18 protein-coding genes and 1 tRNA gene are annotated in these 21,260 nt (G+C 57.8%); 11 read left to right on the top strand and 8 right to left on the bottom strand.

Annotated elements, in window-relative coordinates; all coding sequences use genetic code 11:
• The first annotated feature begins 34 nt into the window (after positions 1-34).
• Genes QP982_RS00715 through QP982_RS00705 form a run of 3 tightly spaced genes read left to right on the top strand, consistent with a single transcriptional unit; the run spans position 35 to position 2,698 of the window.
• Positions 35-631, top strand: coding sequence for an MptD family putative ECF transporter S component (locus QP982_RS00715; RefSeq protein WP_070437219.1), 597 nt, complete (start codon positions 35-37; stop codon positions 629-631).
• Positions 624-1,310, top strand: a complete 687-nt coding sequence (locus QP982_RS00710; protein ID WP_070437217.1) for an energy-coupling factor transporter transmembrane component T family protein — start codon at positions 624-626, stop codon at positions 1,308-1,310. The genes QP982_RS00715 and QP982_RS00710 overlap by 8 nt, the downstream gene beginning before the upstream one ends.
• Complete coding sequence (locus QP982_RS00705) at positions 1,307-2,698, top strand: ABC transporter ATP-binding protein (RefSeq protein ID WP_070602388.1); 1,392 nt, start codon at positions 1,307-1,309, stop codon at positions 2,696-2,698. Before QP982_RS00710 ends, QP982_RS00705 begins: the two co-directional genes overlap by 4 nt.
• Positions 2,699-2,847: 149 nt before the next feature.
• On the opposite strand, the gene QP982_RS00700 is transcribed toward QP982_RS00705, so the two are convergent.
• Positions 2,848-2,921 (bottom strand) — tRNA-Gly (locus QP982_RS00700).
• Positions 2,922-3,128: 207 nt separating this feature from the next.
• On the opposite strand from QP982_RS00700, the gene dcd reads away from it, so the two are divergent.
• Together dcd and QP982_RS00690 are read left to right on the top strand one after the other, a co-directional pair.
• The gene (gene dcd, locus QP982_RS00695; protein ID WP_005511764.1) at positions 3,129-3,710 is read left to right on the top strand and encodes a dCTP deaminase; all 582 of its coding nucleotides are present in this window, start codon (positions 3,129-3,131) and stop codon (positions 3,708-3,710) included.
• A gap of 201 nt (positions 3,711-3,911) precedes the next feature.
• The gene (locus QP982_RS00690; protein WP_284870065.1) at positions 3,912-5,294 is read left to right on the top strand and encodes a UDP-glucose dehydrogenase family protein; all 1,383 of its coding nucleotides are present in this window, start codon (positions 3,912-3,914) and stop codon (positions 5,292-5,294) included.
• Here QP982_RS00690 and QP982_RS00685 read toward each other — a convergent pair.
• From QP982_RS00685 to QP982_RS00675, 3 genes are all read right to left on the bottom strand, one after another.
• Complete coding sequence (locus QP982_RS00685) at positions 5,291-6,721, bottom strand: YibE/F family protein (protein ID WP_284870064.1); 1,431 nt, start codon at positions 6,719-6,721, stop codon at positions 5,291-5,293. The two genes, QP982_RS00690 and QP982_RS00685, sit on opposite strands and share 4 nt — an antisense overlap.
• Positions 6,722-7,265: 544 nt before the next feature.
• A complete protein-coding gene (locus QP982_RS00680; protein ID WP_284870063.1) occupies positions 7,266-8,648 on the bottom strand; it encodes a pyridoxal phosphate-dependent aminotransferase in 1,383 nt (460 codons plus the stop codon).
• 137 nt (positions 8,649-8,785) lie between these two features.
• Complete coding sequence (locus QP982_RS00675) at positions 8,786-9,322, bottom strand: YceI family protein (RefSeq protein ID WP_016421578.1); 537 nt, start codon at positions 9,320-9,322, stop codon at positions 8,786-8,788.
• A gap of 303 nt (positions 9,323-9,625) precedes the next feature.
• Here QP982_RS00675 and QP982_RS00670 point away from each other — a divergent pair, with 303 nt between their 5' ends.
• Together QP982_RS00670 and QP982_RS00665 are read left to right on the top strand one after the other, a co-directional pair.
• Positions 9,626-10,747, top strand: coding sequence for a CE1758 family FMN-dependent luciferase-like monooxygenase (locus QP982_RS00670; RefSeq protein ID WP_284870062.1), 1,122 nt, complete (start codon positions 9,626-9,628; stop codon positions 10,745-10,747).
• On the top strand, positions 10,747-11,514 hold the full coding sequence (locus QP982_RS00665; protein ID WP_284870060.1) for an FMN reductase: 768 nt from the start codon (positions 10,747-10,749) through the stop codon (positions 11,512-11,514). Before QP982_RS00670 ends, QP982_RS00665 begins: the two co-directional genes overlap by 1 nt.
• A gap of 50 nt (positions 11,515-11,564) precedes the next feature.
• Here QP982_RS00665 and QP982_RS00660 read toward each other — a convergent pair whose 3' ends face one another.
• Positions 11,565-11,756, bottom strand: coding sequence for a hypothetical protein (locus QP982_RS00660; RefSeq protein WP_049171743.1), 192 nt, complete (start codon positions 11,754-11,756; stop codon positions 11,565-11,567).
• Positions 11,757-12,274: 518 nt separating this feature from the next.
• On the opposite strand from QP982_RS00660, the gene QP982_RS00655 reads away from it, so the two are divergent.
• From QP982_RS00655 to QP982_RS00645, 3 genes are read left to right on the top strand one after another with little or no spacing between them, the layout of a single operon-like run.
• Positions 12,275-12,868: a hypothetical protein gene (locus QP982_RS00655; RefSeq protein ID WP_016421574.1), complete on the top strand. Its 594-nt coding sequence runs from the start codon at positions 12,275-12,277 to the stop codon at positions 12,866-12,868.
• A gap of 45 nt (positions 12,869-12,913) precedes the next feature.
• A complete protein-coding gene (locus tag QP982_RS00650; RefSeq protein WP_016421573.1) occupies positions 12,914-13,588 on the top strand; it encodes a hypothetical protein in 675 nt (224 codons plus the stop codon).
• 8 nt (positions 13,589-13,596) lie between these two features.
• Positions 13,597-14,196, top strand: a complete 600-nt coding sequence (locus QP982_RS00645) for a hypothetical protein (RefSeq protein WP_005511781.1) — start codon at positions 13,597-13,599, stop codon at positions 14,194-14,196.
• A 140-nt stretch (positions 14,197-14,336) separates the two neighbouring features.
• Here QP982_RS00645 and QP982_RS00640 read toward each other — a convergent pair whose 3' ends face one another.
• From QP982_RS00640 to QP982_RS00630, 3 genes are all read right to left on the bottom strand, one after another.
• On the bottom strand, positions 14,337-14,990 hold the full coding sequence (locus QP982_RS00640; protein ID WP_016421571.1) for a response regulator transcription factor: 654 nt from the start codon (positions 14,988-14,990) through the stop codon (positions 14,337-14,339).
• A gap of 133 nt (positions 14,991-15,123) precedes the next feature.
• Positions 15,124-16,230 (bottom strand): histidine kinase, encoded by a 1,107-nt coding sequence (locus QP982_RS00635; RefSeq protein ID WP_284870100.1) that lies wholly within the window; start codon positions 16,228-16,230, stop codon positions 15,124-15,126.
• Positions 16,231-16,493: 263 nt separating this feature from the next.
• Positions 16,494-19,862 (bottom strand): (Fe-S)-binding protein, encoded by a 3,369-nt coding sequence (locus tag QP982_RS00630; RefSeq protein ID WP_284870058.1) that lies wholly within the window; start codon positions 19,860-19,862, stop codon positions 16,494-16,496.
• A 788-nt stretch (positions 19,863-20,650) separates the two neighbouring features.
• Here QP982_RS00630 and QP982_RS00625 point away from each other — a divergent pair.
• Positions 20,651-21,259: a YdcF family protein gene (locus QP982_RS00625; protein ID WP_049193757.1), complete on the top strand. Its 609-nt coding sequence runs from the start codon at positions 20,651-20,653 to the stop codon at positions 21,257-21,259.
• Position 21,260 lies beyond the last annotated feature (1 nt).

Below are 21,260 nucleotides of genomic sequence, written 5' to 3'. Positions count from 1 at the left end.
ACACAGCGCATATCAGCACATAAAAGGAAAAACTATGTCCACACCCACATCCTCGCGCCTCAACGCGCGCGACTTCATCAATATCGGCGTCTTCACTGCCTTGATGTTCGTCATCGTGTTTGCATTCGGAATGCTCGGGTTCATTCCGGCTGCCATGTATGCCGGCTTCTTGCTTTCTATCCTCGTTAACGGCATCGTCTTTGCGCTGTTTACTGCCCGCACTCCGAAGATGGGGGCGTTGACAATCATGCTGATTATCATCGAAATCCTCTTCTTCGTGACCGGCCACTGGGTGGGAGGAATTGCGATCGCCGCTGTGTTCGGCCTGCTCGCTGACTTGGTGATCACCAAGGGGCCGAAGAGCGTGAAAGTTCGTGTCCCGCTGGCATATGCACTGTTTATTCTGCCGATCTATGTTTCCCCGTGGATTCCGCTATTTATGAACCAAGACGCATATATGTCGCAGATCGCCGAACAAATGGGTGCCGAGTATGCCGCCAAGATGGCACAGGTCGTCACGATTCCGATTCTGCTGGGCTTCTTCGGCGTGATGCTCATCGTGGGCTGGCTTGCTGGTCTGTTGGGAACCAGGGTCGCGCGCAAACACTTTGAACGGGCCGGTCTTGTCTAAACTTCCCGACCCGCGCACCATTATCGCAGCGCTCGTCATCGTCTCCACCACGATCTACAGTGCCTACTCGCCGTGGTTCGTGTGTACTCTGGGCGGATTCGCCGCCGTGATGCTGACGAGCGCTACGATCAACCCCAACACGCTCGTGCGCCCGAGCTGGGTGGCCGTCTACCTGGCCACGTTTGCGGCTCTCGGCACACTCGTCTTCGTGATACCCCTGGTCTGGAAATCAACAGCCAGCGCGTTCCTCGTGCTGTTTCTGCAGTGGATGTGGCGATTCAGCGTCAGCGCAGGAATGGGAGCCTACGCGATCGGCGTAATCCGACCCGCCACCTTGCAAAAAGCACTCGCCAGCTCACGAATCCCGACCTGTTTCACGATCCCGATCTCAGTCGCGTTACGTGTGCTGCCCGTGATCGGCCACGAAGTTAAAGCGATCTCAGATGCCATGAAACTACGCGGCATGTCCGTGCTCTCACTGCGTGCGGCGCAATACTTCACAATCCCTCTGCTATCGACCGTGGTACGCAGCGGGGACGAACTGGCATCGGCCGCCCTCGTGCGCGGACTGGGCGGAACCGCAAAGCCCACCTCAGTCACAGTCGTGAAATTCCGAGTGGTCGACGCAGTCATTCTGCTCATCGTTATCGGCTTCGCGATATGGAGAATCGTCCTATGACAATAGCCCAAGCAACTAGGGTCACCTTCACCTATCGAGGAGCAGACCACCCCTCAATCAACGACGCAACCATCACCATCACACCCGGAACCGTCACCTTGCTGTGTGGCGCATCCGGGTCAGGAAAAACCACCGCACTACGGCTATTTAACGGGCTCATCCCGCACTTCCACGACGGCGACCTTACCGGAAACGTCACAGTCGACGACATTGACGTGGCACAAACAGACCTGCCACGCCTTGCCCACCACTGTTCGACAGTGTTTCAAAACCCGCGCACCCAGTTCTACACCACCCACGTGCGCCAAGAACTCGCCTTCGGCCCAGAAAATCTCGGCCGCGACCCGCAGGAGATCTGTGCCCGCATTGACGAGGTCGCAGCCGAGTTAGGTATCGCCGACCTGCTGGAATCCCGCGTCACACAACTATCAGGCGGACAGATGCAACGCGTGGCCTGCTCCGTCGCCATGTGCAACAACACGTCGCTGATCGTCTTTGACGAGCCAACCGCGAACTTGTCCGCTGACGTTATCGACCAACTCGCCACACTCATCGCCAGGCTCAAAGCCGATGGACACACCATCATCATTGCTGAACACCGGCTAAGTTTCCTTTCCGGGATCGTCGACCGTGTCTACTGCTTCGACAAAGGCAAGATTGTCCTCACCGCAACCGGCGAAGAGTTCTACGCTACCTCGGATGAGGAGCGCAAACAGCTTGGGCTGCGATCCCTAGTGCCCGTATCCATGCCGAGCCTGCCCGAACCAGAAGGTGAAGGGCTCACAATCGACAACCTCGCCTTTGCCTACCGCCACGGAAACACAGTCCTCAATATTAACCACGTGTTGTTTCCGGCAGGGAAAATCACGGCACTCCTCGGCCCGTGCGGGTCAGGCAAATCAACACTGGCACGCATTGTTTGCGGACTAGAAAAAGCCAAACATGCATCCATCACACTCGGCGGACAAAAATTCACCAGCCGCGACGCCTACCTTGTGATGCAAGACCCTACCCGACAGTTGTTCTCAGATACCGTCATCGACGAAGTCACGCTCGGCACGACCAAAGCCGAAAAGCAACACATCGATGCCCACGCGATCCTTGAAGAACTCGACCTTGCCGACCACGAGGCTGATCATCCGCAAGCACTCTCTGGCGGGCAACGTCAACGTCTGGTTATTGCTACAGCGCTTGCTGCGAACAAGAAAGTTTACATCTTCGACGAGCCCACGTCCGGTGTTGGCTACAAACACCTTGTCGCGATTTCCCGAGTAATGCGTAAACTCGCTGACACTGGTGCCGTCGTCATCGTCATCACCCACGATGCTGAACTCGTTACCGAGGTCGCCGACCACGCTATCCACCTCGACCAAATCAACGCCTGCTAACGCAAACGCTCACTCAGCCGAAAGAGAGGAAAGTGTTTCTACAGGTCAGAGTTAACGCGCTATACACTCGCTAACGCAAGCGATTTTCTTGACCCCCTTGGGGCATACTCGCTAACGCAAACGCCTACTTATCATTTTCGACGTCTAAGTGGAGCCGATGACGGGAATCGAACCCGCGCCGCCTGCTTGGGAAGCAGGAGTTCTACCATTGAACTACATCGGCACACAGTAGGCGGAATGATTAAAAGCACGCCACGGGATTGGCACAGTAGGTGTGGCATGCAGGAAATCAGTCGCCCTCTGTAACTTCAATGTAGCACTCTCGATTCGCGTCGAAAAAATTGGTTGGCAGCAGCTCCGCTGAATTTATCGCGGGCATATCCTGCAACCCGCGCACGCTGTGCATTACAGAGCGGTTAAGCTGGTCTATGTGTTGCTCTCAGATCGTGATATTCGTGCCGCTATCGATGCCGAAGGCTCCGGCCATCTCGGCATTGATCCTTTTGACCCGAAGATGATTCAGCCTTCGTCCATCGACGTGCGTCTGGACAAGTTCTTCCGAGTTTTTAACAACTCGCAGTACACGCACATCGATCCGAAGTTGCCGCAGGAAGAACTGACGTCCCCGCACGAGGTTCCAGAAGGGCAGCCCTTCATTCTTCACCCGGGCGAATTCGTCCTGGCATCGACCTTGGAGTACTTCACTATTCCTCCGCACTTGGCAGGCCGCCTGGAGGGTAAGTCTTCGCTGGGGCGTCTGGGCCTGGCAACGCACTCGACCGCCGGCTTTATTGACCCAGGGTTTTCAGGCCACATCACGCTGGAGCTATCCAATGTGGCGAACTTGCCTATCGCCCTGTGGCCGAACATGAAGGTCGGTCAGCTGGCGCTGTTCAAGATGTCCTCGCCGGCAGAGGTGCCTTACGGTTCCGGCAAGCTCGGTTCGAAGTATCAGGGGCAGCGCGGCCCGACGCCGTCGCGTGCGTACCTGAACTTCCGCGATGAGGAATAAGGCACCTGAAACTCGGGATGTGAGCTCGGAATATAAATGAATTGTGAATAGCCCCGAGTGAATTCTCGGTGAAGAAATGGAAACAATTGTTCAATAAAGAGTTTCCGCAGGCGGAAAGCCTAAATATGGGTCTTTAGTTCACACCATTTAAGGGTTAAATCGGCTTGAGGGCCTTTTATCTTTCGATAAATAATAGCCCTTATGCGTATTACGGTTATTGGTACGGGTTACCTTGGCGCCACTCATGCCGCGGCGATGGCGGAGTTAGGCCACGAGGTTCTCGGCGTAGATGTTGATCCCGCCAAGATTGAGGCATTGTCCGCAGGCCAAGTTCCTTTCTTTGAACCCGGCTTGCCCGAACTGCTAAAGAAGCACGTTGAGTCGGGGCGACTACGTTTCACCACTAACTACGACGAGGCTGTTGAATTTGCGAACGTCCACTTCGTAGGTGTCGGAACTCCGCAGGTCAAGGGCTCGTACGCAGCCGATGTTCGCTATGTGGACGCGGCTATTACCGAATTGGCTAAGCGCGTCGTCGGCAAGCATCTAGTGTTTGGTAAGTCCACTGTGCCCGTCGGTACCGCACCGCGCTTGCAGGAGCTGGCTGCGAAGATGATCAGTGAGCGCGCAGCAGCTGGTGATGAGCAGTTGAAAAACACCAGCCTCGAAATCGCCTGGAACCCGGAGTTCCTGCGTGAGGGCTTCGCAGTAAAGGACACTCTCGAGCCGGACCGTGTGGTGCTGGGCACCCAGAAGCCGGGCATGATCCTCAATGGTGCTGGTCAGGAGGTCGAATCGATTGCCGAGGCCAGCCTGCGCGAGTGCTTCGGTCCTATCTTCGAGCGCGAGACGCCGCTTATCGTCGCGGACACTGCCACCGCAGAGCTGGTGAAGGTGTCGGCGAACGCATTCCTCGCCACCAAGATTTCCTTCATCAACGCGGTCTCTGAAATCTGTGAGGTCACAGGTGCGGATATCACTACGCTTGCCGACGCCATCGGTATGGACGCCCGAATTGGTCGCCGCTTCCTCAACGCGGGTCTGGGCTTCGGCGGCGGTTGCCTGCCGAAGGATATCCGCGCATTCATGGCCCGCGCCGGTGAGCTGGGCGTTGACCAGGCGCTGACCTTCCTGCGTGAGGTCGATGCAATCAACATGCGTCGCCGTGAAAAGACCGTTGACCTGGTACGCGGTAGCTTCGGCGGCTCGCTGCTCGGCCACACCGTGACCGTGCTGGGTGCGGCTTTCAAGCCGAACTCTGACGATGTGCGTGACTCCCCGGCGCTGTCGATTGCCGGTTCGCTGTCTCTGGCGGGCGCTTCGGTAAGCGTTTACGACCCGCAGGCCATGGAGAACGCCAAGAAGAATTTCCCGACCTTGGAGTACGCACCGAGCATCGAAGCAGCTCTGGAAGGCTCGGAGATGGTTGTCGTCGCTACCGAGTGGCAGCAGTTCCGCGACATCGACCCGGTGGCTGCGAAGAAGCTGGTCAAGCGCGCAGCGGTGCTCGACGGCCGCAACTGCCTGCCAGCAGATCAGTGGCGTGCCGCAGGCTGGGATGTCACCTGCCTCGGCCGCGGCTAAATGCTAGCTGCCCTCGAGCGCTTCGGAAACTTCATACCCTCCGGGGCCACGGTATAGGCGGCGATGAGGGTGGTAATCGGCACTGCGAGTACCAAAGCCACCGCACCGATGGTGGAACGCAGCAGCTCTGTGGCCACGACATCGGAGGTCAACGACTGCATCAGCGGCCGGTCGGAGACGCTTAACAAAATCGATAGCGGCAGTGCGGTGCCGAGGTACGCCAGTACCAGTGTGTAGACCATCGACGCGATGTGGTCGCGACCGACGCGCATTGCCGAGCGGAAGACCTCCATAGGCCGCGACCGCGGAGCTGCTTCGTAAAGCTCCTGGACGGTCGAGGCCTGGGCGATGGTGACGTCGTTAAGCACGCCCAACGCGCCGATGATGAATCCCGCCAGAAGCAGACCTGTGACGGAGACGTCAGGCAGGTAAAGCTGAATGAGCAGGTTGTCCTCGTTGCCGAGACCACGTAGCTGCGACGTGGAGATAGCGAGGTTGGCCAGGCCCGCCGCCAGTACCATCGTGGTGAGTGTTCCCGCCAGTGCGGAAGCTGACTTCCAATTGATGCCATGTACGAGGAAGAGCACCGGGAAGAGGATCGCCGCGCCCGCCGTGATAGCCAAGGCCACAGGATCGCCACCGCGTAGCAGTGCCGGAACCAGGAATCCCATCACTGCGGCCAGCGTGATGCCAAGACCAATGAGGCTCAAGACCCCGCGAGTCATGCCGACGAGGATGATGAGAAGTACTGCCGCGCCGAGCCACATCCAGATGGTCGTGGTGCGATCCATGTCCAGGAAGGTGTAGGTGTTGGCGATGCTAGCGGTGTCGACAACCTGATGAGGTGCGAGGTCGACGACATTAGTGTCGGCCGCGGGAGCAGGAGCTTCGGGGGCAGCGGGGGCCTCTGCGTCGGATTCAGGTGCTGGTTGCTGCTCCGGGGCTGGAGCTGGTGCCGGAGCCTCTGCATCAGGAGCAGGCTCACCCTCTGCGCCCTCAGGGGCAGGCGCGGGAACAACGCCGGGAGCCGGTGTCATCAACCCCGGATCCGGCACGGCACCATTGTCGACAGCTCCGGTACCGGCCGCGTTTGGACGGTGAATTGCCAGGACGACCTTGTCGCCCTCCTCCAGCTCAATTTCGCCGGGAAGGCCGGATGCCTCCAGAAGCGTCTTCTTGCCCTCGTCTGGGCCTGAGGTCAGCTCAATGACCGAGAGCTGGCACTTCGGCGCCGCGGGGTCGTTGAGCGAAGTCGTCAGCCCTGGACGCGGCTGGTCGTCGAAGACGCGTCCGTTGTCAGGCGAATTGCACGTGCCGACGCTCTGCTTTACGACGGTTCCCTTAACCGTCTCTGCAGCTGACGTCTGTGACTGCAGGAATCCCGGCCCTGGGCTCGGAGCTTCACCCGATGGCCAGAGACCAATCACTGCGAGGAAAGTGACAATGCCGGCAACTGTGAGAACTGTGGCCAGTAAGCGACGTGCTCTTGTGGGGTTGTGCCGCGGTTTCGTTGGTTTTGGTTTGGCTTGTGCAGGTTCGTTTTGCCGTACCGGTGCTGGTTTTGAATGTGCGGCTGGTTCTGCATGTCGTGCTGGGGCAGCCGAGGTTGCAGAGTTGGGTTGATTCGCGGTATTGACAGCCCGGAACCGGCCGGTAGGGGAGCCGCTGTTCGAGTTCTTCAGTACGTCGAGATGCGCACCTATGTCGGAACCCGGAGCAACGCGAAAAGGTTGCTGGTTGTCAGAGTTCATTGAATCTTTTGAATGCCTGCCCACCCTTAATAACCTAATCGCTGCACCAGCACCGGAAGGCGTACCGCCATTCCGGCGCGCCGGGCCGTGGTCATCAGCGCTATGGCCCACCTATCGATGCAATACTCACTCATCGATGCGCTCCAGTGTGTCCATAAGTGAATAGCGCATCGATATGTGAGAAGGGCAGAACCAGTAGCGTGCGCAACCTTAAGTACTGCTATTGCTTGTAGCTGACCAGGAAGTTGCCTAGGCGCTCGATAGCTTCCTTCAGGTCGCGTGCCCACGGCAGGGTGACAATTCGGAAGTGATCCGGCGTCGGGTAGTTGAAGCCAGAGCCGCCGACCATCAGGATCTTCTCTTCACGCAGGATGTCGAGCATCAGCTTCTCGTCATCGTGAATTTCGTAGACGTTCGGATCCAGCTTCGGGAATGCGTACATGGCGCCCATCGGCTTTACACAGCTCACGCCTGGAATTGAGGTCAGTCCCTCGTAGGCGACATTGCGCTGCTCCAGCAGGCGACCGCCTGGCAAGATCAAGTCCTCGATGGACTGGTAACCGCCAAGTGCCACCTGAATGCCGTGTTGAGCAGGGACATTCGGGCATAGACGGGTGCTGGCCAGCAAGTTGATGCCCTCGATGAAGCCCTCTGCGTGGCGCTTCGGGCCAGTCAGCACCATCCAGCCCGCGCGGTAGCCGGCCACACGGTAGGTCTTGGACAGGCCGTTGAAGGTGATACAGAGCAAATCCGGGGCCAAGGAGGCAGTGGAAATGTGCTCTGCATCGTCGTAGAGGATGCGGTCGTAGATTTCGTCGGAAAGCAGCAGGAGTGAGTGCTCACGAGCGATATCGACGATGGCTTCGAGTGTCTGGCGTGTGTAGACCGCGCCGGTCGGATTGTTCGGGTTGATGATGACAATCGCCTTCGTGCGATCCGTCACCTTCGAGCGAATGTCTTCGACATCCGGGGCCCAGTTATTCGCCTCATCGCACGTGTAGTGGACGGCCTTGCCGCCGGCGAGGGTGGTTGCTGCAGTCCAGAGCGGGTAATCCGGAGCTGGAATGAGGACCTCATCGCCCTCGTTGAGCAGCGCCTGCGTGGTGATGGAAATCAGCTCGGAGACGCCGTTGCCCAGCCAGACGTCGTTGACGTCGAAACGGGGGAAGTCCGGGTCCATCTCATAGCGCGTGACGACGGCACGGCGTGCGGAGTAAATACCCTTGGACTCGGAGTAGCCCTGTGCGTGGGGGAGGGCGCGGACCATGTCCTGCACGATGGTGTCAGGTGCATCAAAGCCGAACTTTGCCGGATTGCCGGTGTTGAGCATCATGATGCGGTGGCCGTCGGCCTCCATCTGTTCGGCGAGAGTAGTCACCGGACCGCGAATGTCGTAGAGGACGTTCTGCAGCTTGGAGGATTGGTCCAGTGTCTTCAGTGGAGTGCGGCGAGGTGCCCTGATGTTTCCACGACGGGCGGCAACACGGGCAGCACGGGACTGCTCGGCCTGAGCGGCCTGCGCAGCCTGAGCGTCCTGCGTTGTCTCGTTGGTGGTTTCGGTGCCCTGGGAAGTGTCTTTACTGGAACTCACCTGTCTAAGCATGCCACTTTTTTGCTCCCGCACCATGCTTTTCTCACAGCGGGGGGCAGATTAATTGCACATTGATTGCGCAAAAGCGCCCTGCATGAGGATGCAGGACGCTTTACTGGGGTGCGGGCAGCTGGGGTTCTGGCTGCTAGTTACTGCTTAACTGCGGAGCCGTCGATCTGCAGGGAAATCTCGTTGCCAAGGAGCAGGCCGCCAGTCTTAATAGGAGCGTTGTAATCGATGCCGAAATCGGTGCGGTCAATCTTGGTGGCTGCCTCGAAGCCAACGCGAGTCTGACCCCATGGGTCTTCAGCGGAGCCGAAAATGTCGACATCCAGGGTGACCGGCTTGGTGATGCCGTTGATGGTTAGGTCGCCGGTAACGGTGGCCTTTTCTTCGCTCTGGAGCTCGATAGCGGTGGAAACGAATTCGAAGGTCGGGTTTTCGTCGGTGCCGAAGAAGTCCTTCGAGCGCAGGTGGTTGTCGCGCTCTTCATTGTTGGTGTTGATGGAGTTCGCCTGAATGGTCGCCTTTGCCGTGGAATTCTCCGGCTTGTCGGCATCAAAATTAATAACGGACTCAAACTCAGTGAACTGACCGTGGACCTTAGTGATCATTGCGTGACGAACGGTGAATCCAACGGTGGAGTGCTGTGCATCAAGAACGTAGTTGCCAGACTGAAGAGCCATAGTGAATCTCCTAAAAGTTAAAAGTATCTCGAATGTTTCGAAGTATTTTTGTCCGCCGGAACCAACTTCCGGTGTTGACGTGTCAACGATAACTCTAGATGTGATGATGTGTCAACAAAGGTCAAAGAAAATGCCGAATATTTTTTAGAAGCGCACATCCGGTCGGGCGATCGGTTCGGGGTTTTGTCATGGCTGGGCGAGGCTCCTTTGGTTGGAGGCGGTTCATATGGAGTCGTTTTAAGTGCTTATGCCCAGCATAACAGGCGTTGACATGTCAACAACTGCTATTTAGGATTGAGAATTATGCAATTCGGATTTTTTACAATTGGCGACGTCACAAAAGATCCCACGACTGGACAAATCCCTACTGAACATGAGCGCATTAAGGCAACTGTCGCCCTAGCGAAGAAGGCCGAAGAGGTCGGCCTCGATGTATTTGCTACTGGCCAGCACCACAATCCACCGTTTGTGGCACCGGCGAATCCGCCGATTTTATTAGCCAACCTCACAGCACAGACCGAAAATCTGATTCTGTCGACCTCGACAACGCTGATTACCACCACCGACCCCGTGCGCATCGCCGAGGATTACGCCTACCTCCAGCACCTTTCCGAAGGTCGCATTGATCTGATGATGGGCCGCGGCAACACCGGGCCGGTTTATCCGTGGTTTGGCAAGGATATTCGCAAGGGAATTTCGCTGGCCATCGAGAACTATCACCTGCTGCGCACCCTTTGGCGTGAGGAGAATGTGGATTGGCAAGGTCAATTCCGCACTCCGCTGCAGTCATTTACGTCCACACCGCGCCCGCTCGACGGTGTAGCACCTTTCGTGTGGCACGGCTCAATCCGCTCCACTGAGATTGCTGAGCAGGCCGCCTTCTATGGGGACGGCTTCTTCCATAATCACATTTTCTGGAATATCGAGCACACCACAGCCATGGTCAATCTCTACCGCCAGCGCTATGAGCACTACGGTCATGGTGCTGCTGATCAGGCAATCGTCGGGCTTGGCGGTCAGGTCTTCGCCGCTGAGACGGAGAAGAAGGCCAAGGAGATTTTCCGCCCATACTTCGACAATGCCCCGGTCTATGGACATGGGCCATCTCTGGAAGAATTCGAGAACATCACTCCACTGACCGTCGGCACGCCTGAGCAAATCATCGAACGTTACCTGGGCTATGCAGACGCCGTTGGCGACTACCAGCGTCAGCTCTTCCTTATCGATCACGCCGGCCTGCCGCTGGAAATGGCGTTGGAGCAGGTTGAAATCCTGGGAACCGAAATCGTTCCGGTCCTGCGTGAAGAGTTCGAGCGCCGCCGTCCGGCGCACGTGCCTTCCGACCCGCCGACGCATGCCTCGCTGGTTGCCGAGGGCGCAGATTCCCCGCACCTTCTCGTCCGCCCGGCTGAAAGGAATCAGTAGTGAAAAAGCTCGTCGTCGTAAGTGCCGGTGTTTCCGATCCATCAACCACGCGCATCCTTGCCGACCGCATCGCGGAGGCCGTCGAGGCGCAGGTCTCCAAGCGTGGCGAGGGGGTCCAAGTTGAGTACGTCGAGCTGCGCGAACTCGCTGTCAGCCTCGGCACTGTGATGTCCACAGGGCTTTACGACGAAAAATTGCGCGCCGCCCTCGATACTGTCAGCGGTGCTGATGGATTGATTGCCGCGACCCCGGTGTTCGCAGCGTCCTACTCTGGGTTGTTCAAGATGTTTTTCGACGCCCTGGATAAGGATGCGCTGACTTCCATGCCGGTCATTATTGCTGCGACGGCTGGCACAGCACGACATTCGTTGGTGCTGGAGTATGCGATGCGTCCGCTGTTTAGCTACCTGCGCGGCACGGTTATGCCGACTGCTGTATTTGCAGCCACTGAGGACTTTGGTGCTGGCGATGGTGCCGGAAATGGCGCCGGCGGAGTGTCCGGCGCGGAGATGAGCAATCGCGTCGTGCGTGCAGCTCGTGAGCTTGCCGAGTACCTTGTCGGTGTTCGCTCGGCAGTAGTCGGTTTTGGTCCAGATTTTGGGAACGAAGCTGAAGAAAAGGGTGCAGCGCATTCAGCGGGCGGGGCCAGCGAGGGGAATCAGGGTGCCAGCGCGCCGAACAGGCGACGCAGTACAAACACGCGGGTGGATACTAACGTCACGGATTTTGCCACACTTCTAGAGGGGCTCGACGGCACCGCGAAGTAGCCGCGCTCACGTGAAGGGGCGGCAGAGGAGGGGTAGGGGGTCAGCGCTCTTTAGCGGCACCACGGGAGGTTGTAGTAGTCGCAAGAGAAGGTATCGGAAAGAGCGTATTCCTTAACCTGCAGGTCGTCGCTGCTGGTCGTAGCTGTCGGTGCTGCGGTAGCGGTCGGGGCGCCGGTCAGCGCGCCCAGGGAAAGTGCTGCGGATGCAATGGTGGTAGCAAGAACAGAAGTGCGTCGAAACATTAGGTAGTACTCCGAAAGATATCTGCCTCGGCAAAGTGTCAGGGCTTTGTGGACTGCCGGACTTCGCCAGTGATTAATAAAGGAATCATAACTATTTAATCAAGAGTGTGAAGTGTGGAGGTCTCTCTACCTGCCCGCGCCTGGGGGTGGCCATTCGGCTACTCTCTGGTGTCTTTATGTAGGTGGGCTAGTGGCCGAAATGTTGATTGTCTAGTACCAAGTGGCCGACCGAGGCATTTTTGAATTGGTTCAAAAGGTGTAGTTCTGGTGCGATTAAATTAATCGCCGAAATCTTATTGTGGTGCCCATAATTGCTGGTCAACGGCAATTGGATGCCGTATTTTCGCGTGACAGAAATCGGTGGGATTCCATTTTTGCTATGTGGATAATCGCTGTGGCCGTCGTAAAGCGCGTCGAAAATTTTCCATTACAAAACGCTGAATTTCGACTTACCTTTGCAGGTGTCAGTTCAAGTATTTCCTTACGAGTTGCTCGTCACATCCTGAAAGGATTTCGCCGTGAAGAAGACCCTGCTCTCCGGCTCCATTGCAGCCCTGGTTACCATGTCCTCGCTGGCTGTCGCCCCGATGGCCGAAGCTGCCCCAGCCCCTACCCCGGGTACCGTCGGTGGCACCTGCTCCGTTGAAGGCCAGTCCGGCCAGTCCCTGAAGATCACCGGCTCGAAGTTCGAGGTCGAAGGTACTGCGACTGTCGCTAACTACGGCGACACCGACCTGCCGCTGACCCAGACCCTGAAGGAAGGCAAGACCAAGTCCTGGAACGTCGGCGGTTCGGTCGACTTTGATCTGCTCAAGCTCTTCCACGTCACCTTCAGTGCCGGCTACCAGTCCACTCAGACCTGGGAAGTTGGCCAGACCCTCGGCCCGTACCCAGTCAAGCCTGGCTACACCGGTGTTCTGGAGTATGGCTTCCTGAATCAGTCCTTCGAAGGTACTCACCTGACCTGTAAGGGCGGAAAGTGGATTGACGCGGGTCGTCCGTACTGGGGCACCATCCCGAAGGAGCGTCACATTCGCGTTTCCATGCGCGCCAACGAAGCTGATCGCTCCGTCGACGGTGCTGCTCCGCAGGTCAAGGAGTACGCCGTTTAAGGCGGCCAGAGCCCCTAAAGCCTCGAAGTAGAAGGAAGTTTCTCCATGTTGAGCCTGAAAAAGAAGGCCCTGGCCTGCGCGGTGATGGGTGCAAGTCTTCTTGCGCCAGGCATCGTCGGACAGGTCGCGGCGACCCCGCTGACCCAGACCCCCGACCAGGATGAGCACCACACCGGTTTCACCAATACGGATAAATGTGACCCGGTCAAGGATGCCAAGCGTCACCCCTGGGAACAGTGGATTACCGACGAATGGGACCGCTACAACGGCACTAACTCATTCACCAACCGCACTGACCGCCCGATTCAGTACACCCTCGAGGTGACAGAGGGAGTCAACGAGTCTGTGAAGGCCATGAGCTCCGGAAATATGTGGGACGTGTTCCTCCACGGGGTGAAGAACAAGTACGGCATCGTCGAGGTCAGTCAGTGGTCGGTTGGCGACAAGCTGGGCCCGGTGACCGTCAACCCCGGTGAGACTGTTCGCGCAGACTACGGCGTGCACATGAAGTCCTTCATTGGCCGTGTTCGCACCTGTGACCAGAAGACCGGCCTGTGGCGCGGTGAGCCCTACTTCGGTGAGTACAACGGCAAGGGGCCGTCGACTCGCTTCGTGGTCTGGCACAAGACCACCAAGGAGGGCGAGCACCGTCAGCAGTGGGCGCCTGTCAGCGGTAACTCCGGTGACGGCGGCCCGGCATCCGCCACGATTAACGACTAGGAGCAGTTATGAAAAAGCGTGTTGTCGCCATGTGCTTGACGACGGTCTTTGCGCTCGGACTCGGTGCTCCGACAGCGGTGGCCGCCCCGAATCCAGGAGCCGGTGAACCGTTCGCGCCGGAGGAGTGGGTACCAGTGCCCAAGCCGGCGGCAGTTGACCGCGGTCCGGCACCGGGAACCACTTGTGAAGCTCCGGGTTCGGTGGCTGAGTTCGTGGAAATCACCGGCTCTCGCTACGACGTTGAGGGCGTTGTTTCTACGAAGAATGACATCGGTGATGAGCCGATTCCGCTGACGCAGACCATCAAGGAGTCCAAGACCAAGAAGTGGTGGACCAATATCTCTGTCAGTGTGAAGGTCAGCAAGGAGCTCAACCGCAAGTACTCCTGGGAATACTCCCGAGAGATGGTTTGGAGCCTCGGGCAGAAGATCGGACCATACGAAGTGCGCAAGGGTGAAACTGGTCGTCTGAGCTGGGGATTCCTGGTTGACGAGTTCGCCGGACAGACAGTTCGCTGCAACGCCAACTCGAAGACGTGGGAGCCAATTGGGCGCAGCTACTTCGGTGTGGCTCCGCGCGAGCGACATGTCGAGGTGACGATCCAGTAGTTACACAGTTCTCTCTCCACACTCAGCACGGGTAAAAGGGGCATATTCGCGAAAGTGAATATGCCCCTTTTTGCTATCTATCTCGGGCCTGCAAAGGCTCAATTCAGAGCCGCTAACCGGCCAAATCTCAGAGCCCCTGGTTATTCTGCGGCAGCGGATGCCGGCGGGTGGAAGCCTGCGTCTATTGCTTTCAGCGCCAGGTCCAGGCGAGAGGTAGCTCCAAACTTATTGAACATGCTGGAGAGGTGCTTCTTGATAGTGCCCGGCGACTTGCCGAGTTCCTTGGCGATGTCGTGGTTTGACTTACCGCGGCAGATTAGGCCGAGAACCTCTCGCTCGGCTTGAGTGATCTTGTACGAGGAAATGTTGCGGGACGGCAGAGTTTTAATCAGCCGAGTCGCAGAAATCGGCGAGATGACGGTGCCACCCTGGAAGACATCTTCAACTGTGCCAATGACAGATTCCGGGCGGGCAGTTTTGAGAATGTAGCCATTTCCGCCGAGACTCAAGATTTTCAGCATTGTTTCATCGGTATCAAATGAGGTGATAGCGATGAATTTCGGTGGATTCTCCACCTTCTTAATGCGCTCAAGTAGCTCAACGCCGTCCATGTTGGGCATATGAATATCGGTCAAAACTACGTCAACGCCACCACGGGCAATAATGTTGAGAGCCTCGTGGCCATCGCTGGCTTCATCGACCACGGTGATATGCGGTGCCTTCTTGAAATAGGTTCGCAGCGTCGAGAGTACGAGTGGGTCGTCGTCGACAATGAGAACCTTAATGTCAGACATCCGCGAACCTTTCATAGAAGTTATAAAAACCGAACAATATCTGTCATCGTGTGATATTACTACGCTAACCAGGACTTTTCGAGAGATATCTTCGTCACAGGCGGCTACTACATCAATCTTACGCTAGCGTAACCTACTGGTTGGTAGGTGGCATGTGGAGTTTGCAATTCCACACATTTCCTTCTCGTTCTGACGTGATGGAACCGTCCCACGGTCGCACTCGCCGATGCAGTGAGGAAAGCCCCAAACCGCTCGAGAGCATCGCCCGCGGCAGAAAATGCGGTAGCGCCTTCGATATCTGATTGCTGATGTCGACCGTGAAGCCATCTTCCTCATTGCTCAGCGCCAGAATGTGAACGTTCGTTTGCGGTTCGCCGTACTTCTGAATGTTCGTGCAGAACTCCGACAGCGCCGGCGAGATAACCTCTGAAATCTGCGTCAAAGAGGGCTCGGTTTCAATCTTCGTGGCCAGCGAAACGTTAAACCCAGCTTCCTGCAGTTCATCCTTGGCCTGTTGAAGCACCCTGCTCATGCTGGGAACTCGCTCATCCTGGCCGATAGCGGAGGTCAAAGAACTCTCGTCGTCAGCTGATTTCAGCAATGAAAGCAACTGGCGAAGCTGTAGCAGGCCTTCTCGGGAGGTCTCTGCGATGTCCTCCAGGGATTCTTCAAGTTTTTCATCGGTCCCTTCTCGCTCGATGGCGAGCGCCTGCGCCAGCATGGTTACGCGAGTAAAGGACTTGGCAGTGGAGTCGTGCAGTACGGTCGCCAACTCAAGGCGTTGCTCTTCCAGAGCGCGGTTAGATTCAATCGTTGCCCGCCGGCGTTGTTCTTTGTAGCGACTGCGCATCATGCCGATGGCGTAGGAAATTACAAAAAGCAGTGTTGTCACAAAGGTCGCGACATGGTCACGTGCGAAAGTACTTGTGTTGACGTCGTAGTTTGAGATCACCAACAAGAGCAACGCAGTGATTCTCGCCGGCATCTTGTTGTTGTTAGCACGCATCACTTCCACGATGAGAAGCGCGCAGAAAATCTGCATTGGAGCCTGCTCTGTGGGAAGGAAAGTCAATGCCAAGAAATTCGCTGGGACAACCACCATGGCAAAAAGTGGCAGATAGGTCGCCACTGCAACAAGAATGACCTGAAGGCCACCGATAATGGTCGGCAACAACAGATCAGAGTTGCTCTCGCGGAAAATTAGCGCATCGAGAGCCGTGAGAACCAGCGCAATGACCATCTCCACTGACCCTGGAGTCCTCAGAAAGTCCCTTATCTGTGACAGCGATTTCTTAATCACTACGCCAAGACCTCTTTCCACACCACAACGCGGTCATCTCTAACGGGATGCAGTAATCAATATGCAGTAATCAATATATTGTCAGTGCGGTTGAGAGTGCCATTTGCATGATTAATGCCGTGGCGCAGGGATCGTCGTAAAGCACAAAAAATCCGCCCGGGAAGAATAACCTCTCGGGCGGATTCCTGCTTACTTAGCGAGCGCTACTTACGTCGCGCCGATCCTGGCAGCGGAACTCCGTGCTGGTTGCGCGGAAGGTTCTTAGCGCTTGCCGACGGCGCCTGCGTCTCCTCGGCTGGGGTCTCAGTGGCCTGCTCGGTGGAGGTGGCATCTTCCGCCGACTGCTGTTCGGTAACCTCTGGTTGCGCCGGAGCCTGCTCTGCCTCTGGCTGAGCAGGAGCCTCCTGAGCTTCGGTTTCCTCTGCTGCCGGGGCAGGGGTGCTAGCGACTGGCTTGGCCTTGCGTGCGCCACCCGGGATTGGAGCGCCCTTGCGTGCGCCGCCCGGAACCGGAGCACCGGATGCGGTCTTCGGCTGCTCAGCTGCTGGCTGCTCGGACTCGGTGGCCGCTACTTCAGCAGCGGCTTCCTCGGCGGGAGCGGTTTTCTCGGCCTTCGGCTTCGCGGCCGGAGCTGCCTTCTTAGCGCCACCCGGAACCGGAGCGCCCTTGCGTGCGCCACCCGGAATCGGAGCGCCCTTCGTTGCCTTCGGAGCCTCAGTCGGAGCTTCGGTTTCTGCAGCTGCTGGCTCTGCCTGCGCGGCCGGTTTAGCGGCCTTGGCGCCGCCCGGAACTGGAGCGCCCTTCTTAGCGCCGCCTGGAACCGGGGCACCGCCCTTGGCACCGCCTGGCTTCGGAGCGCCGCCCGGAGCTGGAGCACCCTTCTTGGCACCGCCTGGGGTCGGGGCGCCGCCCTTTGCACCACCTGGAACCGGTGCGCCGGCCTTGGCACCGCCTGGCTTCGGAGCGCCACCCGGAGCAGGAGCACCCTTCTTGGCGCCACCCGGAGTTGGTGCGCCGGCCTTGGCACCGCCTGGCTTTGGAGCACCGCCTGGAGCTGGAGCGCCCTTCTTGGCACCACCTGGGGTCGGTGCGCCGCCCTTGGCGCCACCCGGCTTCGGAGCACCACCCGGAGTCGGAGCGCCACCCTTGGCAGCAGCGCCTGCAGCAGCACCAGCAGCTGCGGCACCAGCGCCGGCAGCGGATGCCTTCTCTGCCTTCTTCTTCTCGGCAGCCTCAGCCTTCTTGCGCTTAGCTTCCTCTTCCTCGAGGCGCTGACGCTCTTCCTCTTCAGCCTTCTTTGGATCGACCCAGCCACGCTCCGGCTGCTCAATCCACTCCGGTTCGCGTGCCTGCGGCAGCTCGCCGTCGACCTTCACGGAGTCGCGGAGCATCTGGGCGATGTCCAGGACCTCCGGCTTCTTCTCGTCGTCCTCGATGACGTTGTTGACGCCATCGTTCATCATCGTCTTACAGAACGGGCAGCCGATGGCAATTGCCTCAGCGCCGGTTCCGACAGCCTCTTCGGTGCGGTTTACGTTGATGCGCTGACCGATGGTCTCTTCCATCCACATGCGAGCGCCACCAGCACCACAGCAGAAGCCGGTGTTCTTATTACGCGGCATTTCGACGAGGTTGGCGCCGGACGCGCCAATCAGTTCACGCGGAGCCTCGAATACCTTGTTGTGGCGGCCCAGGAAGCATGGGTCGTGGTAGGTGACCTGGCGGCCCTGACCCGAAGCAACCGGCTGCAGGCGGTTAGCACGAACCAGCTTGTTCAGCAGCTGGGTGTGGTGGACAACTTCGTACTGTCCGCCCAGCTCCGGGTACTCGTTCTTGAAGGTGTTGAAGCAGTGCGCACAGGTGACGACAATCTTGCGCTGCTTCGGCGGCACACCGTCGAAGACCTCGTCGAGCTGCTCGATGTTCTGCTCAGCCAACATCTGGAAGAGGAACTCGTTACCAGCACGGCGAGCGGAGTCACCAGTACAACCCTCAGCCTGGGAGAGCACAGCGTACTTCACACCGGCGGTGTAAAGCATCTCTGCAACAGCCTTGGTGGTCTTCTTCGCATTGTCGTCGTAGGCACCGGCACAACCGACCCAGAACAGGTACTCGGTGTCGTCGAAGCTCTCGACATCCTCGCCCCAAATCGGGACAACGACGCCTTCCTTGCGGACCTCATTGATCCAGTCGGCGCGAGTGGAAGCGTTCTGGCCCCACGGGTTGCCCTTGGTTTCAAGGTTCTTGAACAGGCCAGCCAGCTCGGTCGGGAAGTCCGACTCGACCAGAACCTGGTAACGACGCATATCGACGATGTGGTCGATGTGCTCAATGTCAACCGGACACTGCTCGACACAGGCGCCACAGTTGGTGCAGGACCACAGGACGTCCTGGTCGATGATGCCCTCATCGCCGTCGCCAACCAGCGGCTTGGTCAGGAGTGCTGCGCCAGCGCCTTCGCCCTCGCGAGCGGTTTCGATGGTCTCGCCAGCCAACAGGTACGGGGCAGAAGCGTAAGCGTGGTCACGCAGCTGGTTAACCAGCAGCTTCGGGGACAGCGGCTTGGAAGTGTTCCAGGCCGGGCACTGCTCCTGGCAGCGACCACACTCGGTACAAGAGGTGAAGTCCAGCAGAGCCTTCCAGGAGTGGTCGGTAACCACGCCGGTGCCCATGGAGTCAACCTCCGGGTCAGCCTCTTCCAGGTTCAGGATCTCGCCGTTAGAGGTCATCGGCTTAGCCCCAGCGAGGGCGTTGTAGCCGTCAGCGTTGCGCTTGAGCAGGATGTTGGCGAACGCCAGGAAGCGGTGCCATGCGACACCCCAAGTGAGGTTGCGGCCAACAACGAAGAGCCAGACCATACCGGACAGCAGCTTAATCAGCGCGAAGATGGACACCATGACTTCGGAGGCCGGCAGAATCTGTGCGATACCACCGGTGACGAAGTTCGCCCAGGTCCAGACCTCGGCGCCAGTGTGACCGTGGTCGCCGTAGGTAGCCAGCTTGGCAGCCTTGACGAACATCATGCCCAGGCCCTCGATGAGGACGACGGCCTCAACGAAGTAGGCAGCCTTGGCGTTGGATCCGTAGAAGCGGCTCAGACGCTCCTTGCCCAGGTTGGTCTGGCGGACGAGAATCAGTGCCAGGATGCCCAGGGTGGTGCCCAGGCCGAGCAGTTCGTCGATGAAGTGCCAGGCGGTCAGATTCCTGAGGATTGGCCAACCACCGGCTGGCCAGAAGGTCTGAATGTACGCCTCGAACCACACTAGGGAACCGAGGAGGAAGCCCACCATGACGAACCAGTGAGCCACAGCAACGCCGGGCTTCTTGGCCATCTTGGTGTGACCGACGATCTCTCGGATCATGGTCCAAATACGGGTTCCCCATTCACCGGTGTGACCGTACGTCTTTTGGCCCACCATGATGGTCTTCACCATATGGGTGAATCCCTTAATAAAGATGAACCAGCAGGGCAGGGACAACAGGACGCCAATAACGCCGACTGCGACGGTGAATCCGGTAGATTCCGGAATCGCCGTGTCAGCCGTCGCCGCGGCGAGGTTGAGCACGCTCATAATGTTCCTTCTAGGCTGGCTCAGCCAGGGTGATGGCTGAGTGAAAATAGTTCTCTTGTGAGTTCTATCACGAGCCGCGGACGCTTACCTAACTAATGTGCAAAATAGTGCTGAATTCATCGATACACGGTGTAACCAGCGGTTATTTGACGAATTACGCAAAAAAATCGTTGTTTTATTCGAGAGGGGTTCGAGGGGGTTGACGCCTTCGCTTGACGACGGCGCGCGGCACTTTCGTCGTCACGCATTTGTAGGCGGAAGTGGCGGCGGAGTTGCGTGTATGTAGTTGTCGAGTGTTGTCGATTCGATGTTTTGCGGACGCATTGTGGGGGTAGTGCTGGAGTGCAGGGGTGGGGCTGTGTTGCGAGGTGGAGAAGATGTTCGGTGGCGTGTTGATTTTTGAAGATTGACTGAAGCGGACATCTATTCACATGCGTTACATCCTTAACTTAAATAACAATAGTGACTTCTGTACCTGTGTTTTGGTGGATAATTTGCTATTGGATCCCGGGATTTGCTGGCAGTTAACGAAAAAGTCATTAAATGTAACTCACTTTTATGAATCCCAAGTGGATTTAAAAGCCTCTACGTCCGCAATTTACCTGGTAGGCGGCGTGCTATTTTGGTGGCGAAGAGAGTGCCTGGCCACCCCCGCGTAATTCTTATGTAGGCGCCATTTTGTGTAGCGCCTAGTATTAGCGGCGTGATACTGCGGATTTATCCGCCTGATTCTAAATGGCATGTGGGGTATGGATTTTTCCGTGCCACTTTTCTTGAGAGGGACTTTAATGGCGCGATCTTTCCGTGCAATCGCTATGGCTGGAGCTGGCCTTATTCTTACTGCGAGTGCGGTCTTTGGCTCGGGCGCAGTGGCAAACGCCAATCCGGTCAGTGCAGTCGCAGTCAAGGCGTTCAATAGCTCGCTTGCGACTCCAGTGGTGGTTTCCCCGGTCGGACGTGCAGCTGCGGAGACTGCGTTACTTGATCCTCAGGTGCCGATTATTGTGCTCGGGGCCCGTCTCAATCCCGACTGCAGTGCTCCTGCTGTGTTGACGTCCCGATTGGAAACTGCACGTTCGCTGGCGCTGCGTCATCCGCTTAACCCGGTCGTCGTCACGGGTGGTCGTACTCAGCCGGGCTGCCAGACTGAGGCTGAGTACATGCGTGATGCGCTTGCATCTATGGGAGTGTGGAAGCGACGAATCACGATGGAAACAAACTCAGACTCCACCGTTGAAAACGCGGCAGGCACTGCATACCTTGCAGGATCGGGAGCCCGTGGCGTTCGTGCTGCTGTCATTGTGACTTCTCCAACGCACACACCGCGTGCACGAGACACCTATGCTGCCGCCGACAACTCGGCTCTGTGGCTGGCAGTCCCGTCGACTGTGAACTAGC

This window comes from Corynebacterium sp. MSK019 (assembly GCF_030232425.1).
In the GTDB taxonomy this organism is placed as follows: Bacteria; Actinomycetota; Actinomycetes; order Mycobacteriales; family Mycobacteriaceae; genus Corynebacterium; species Corynebacterium jeikeium_D.
The sequence above is the reverse complement of the archived record's forward strand: the minus strand, read 5'-3'. Positions and strand labels throughout refer to the sequence as shown.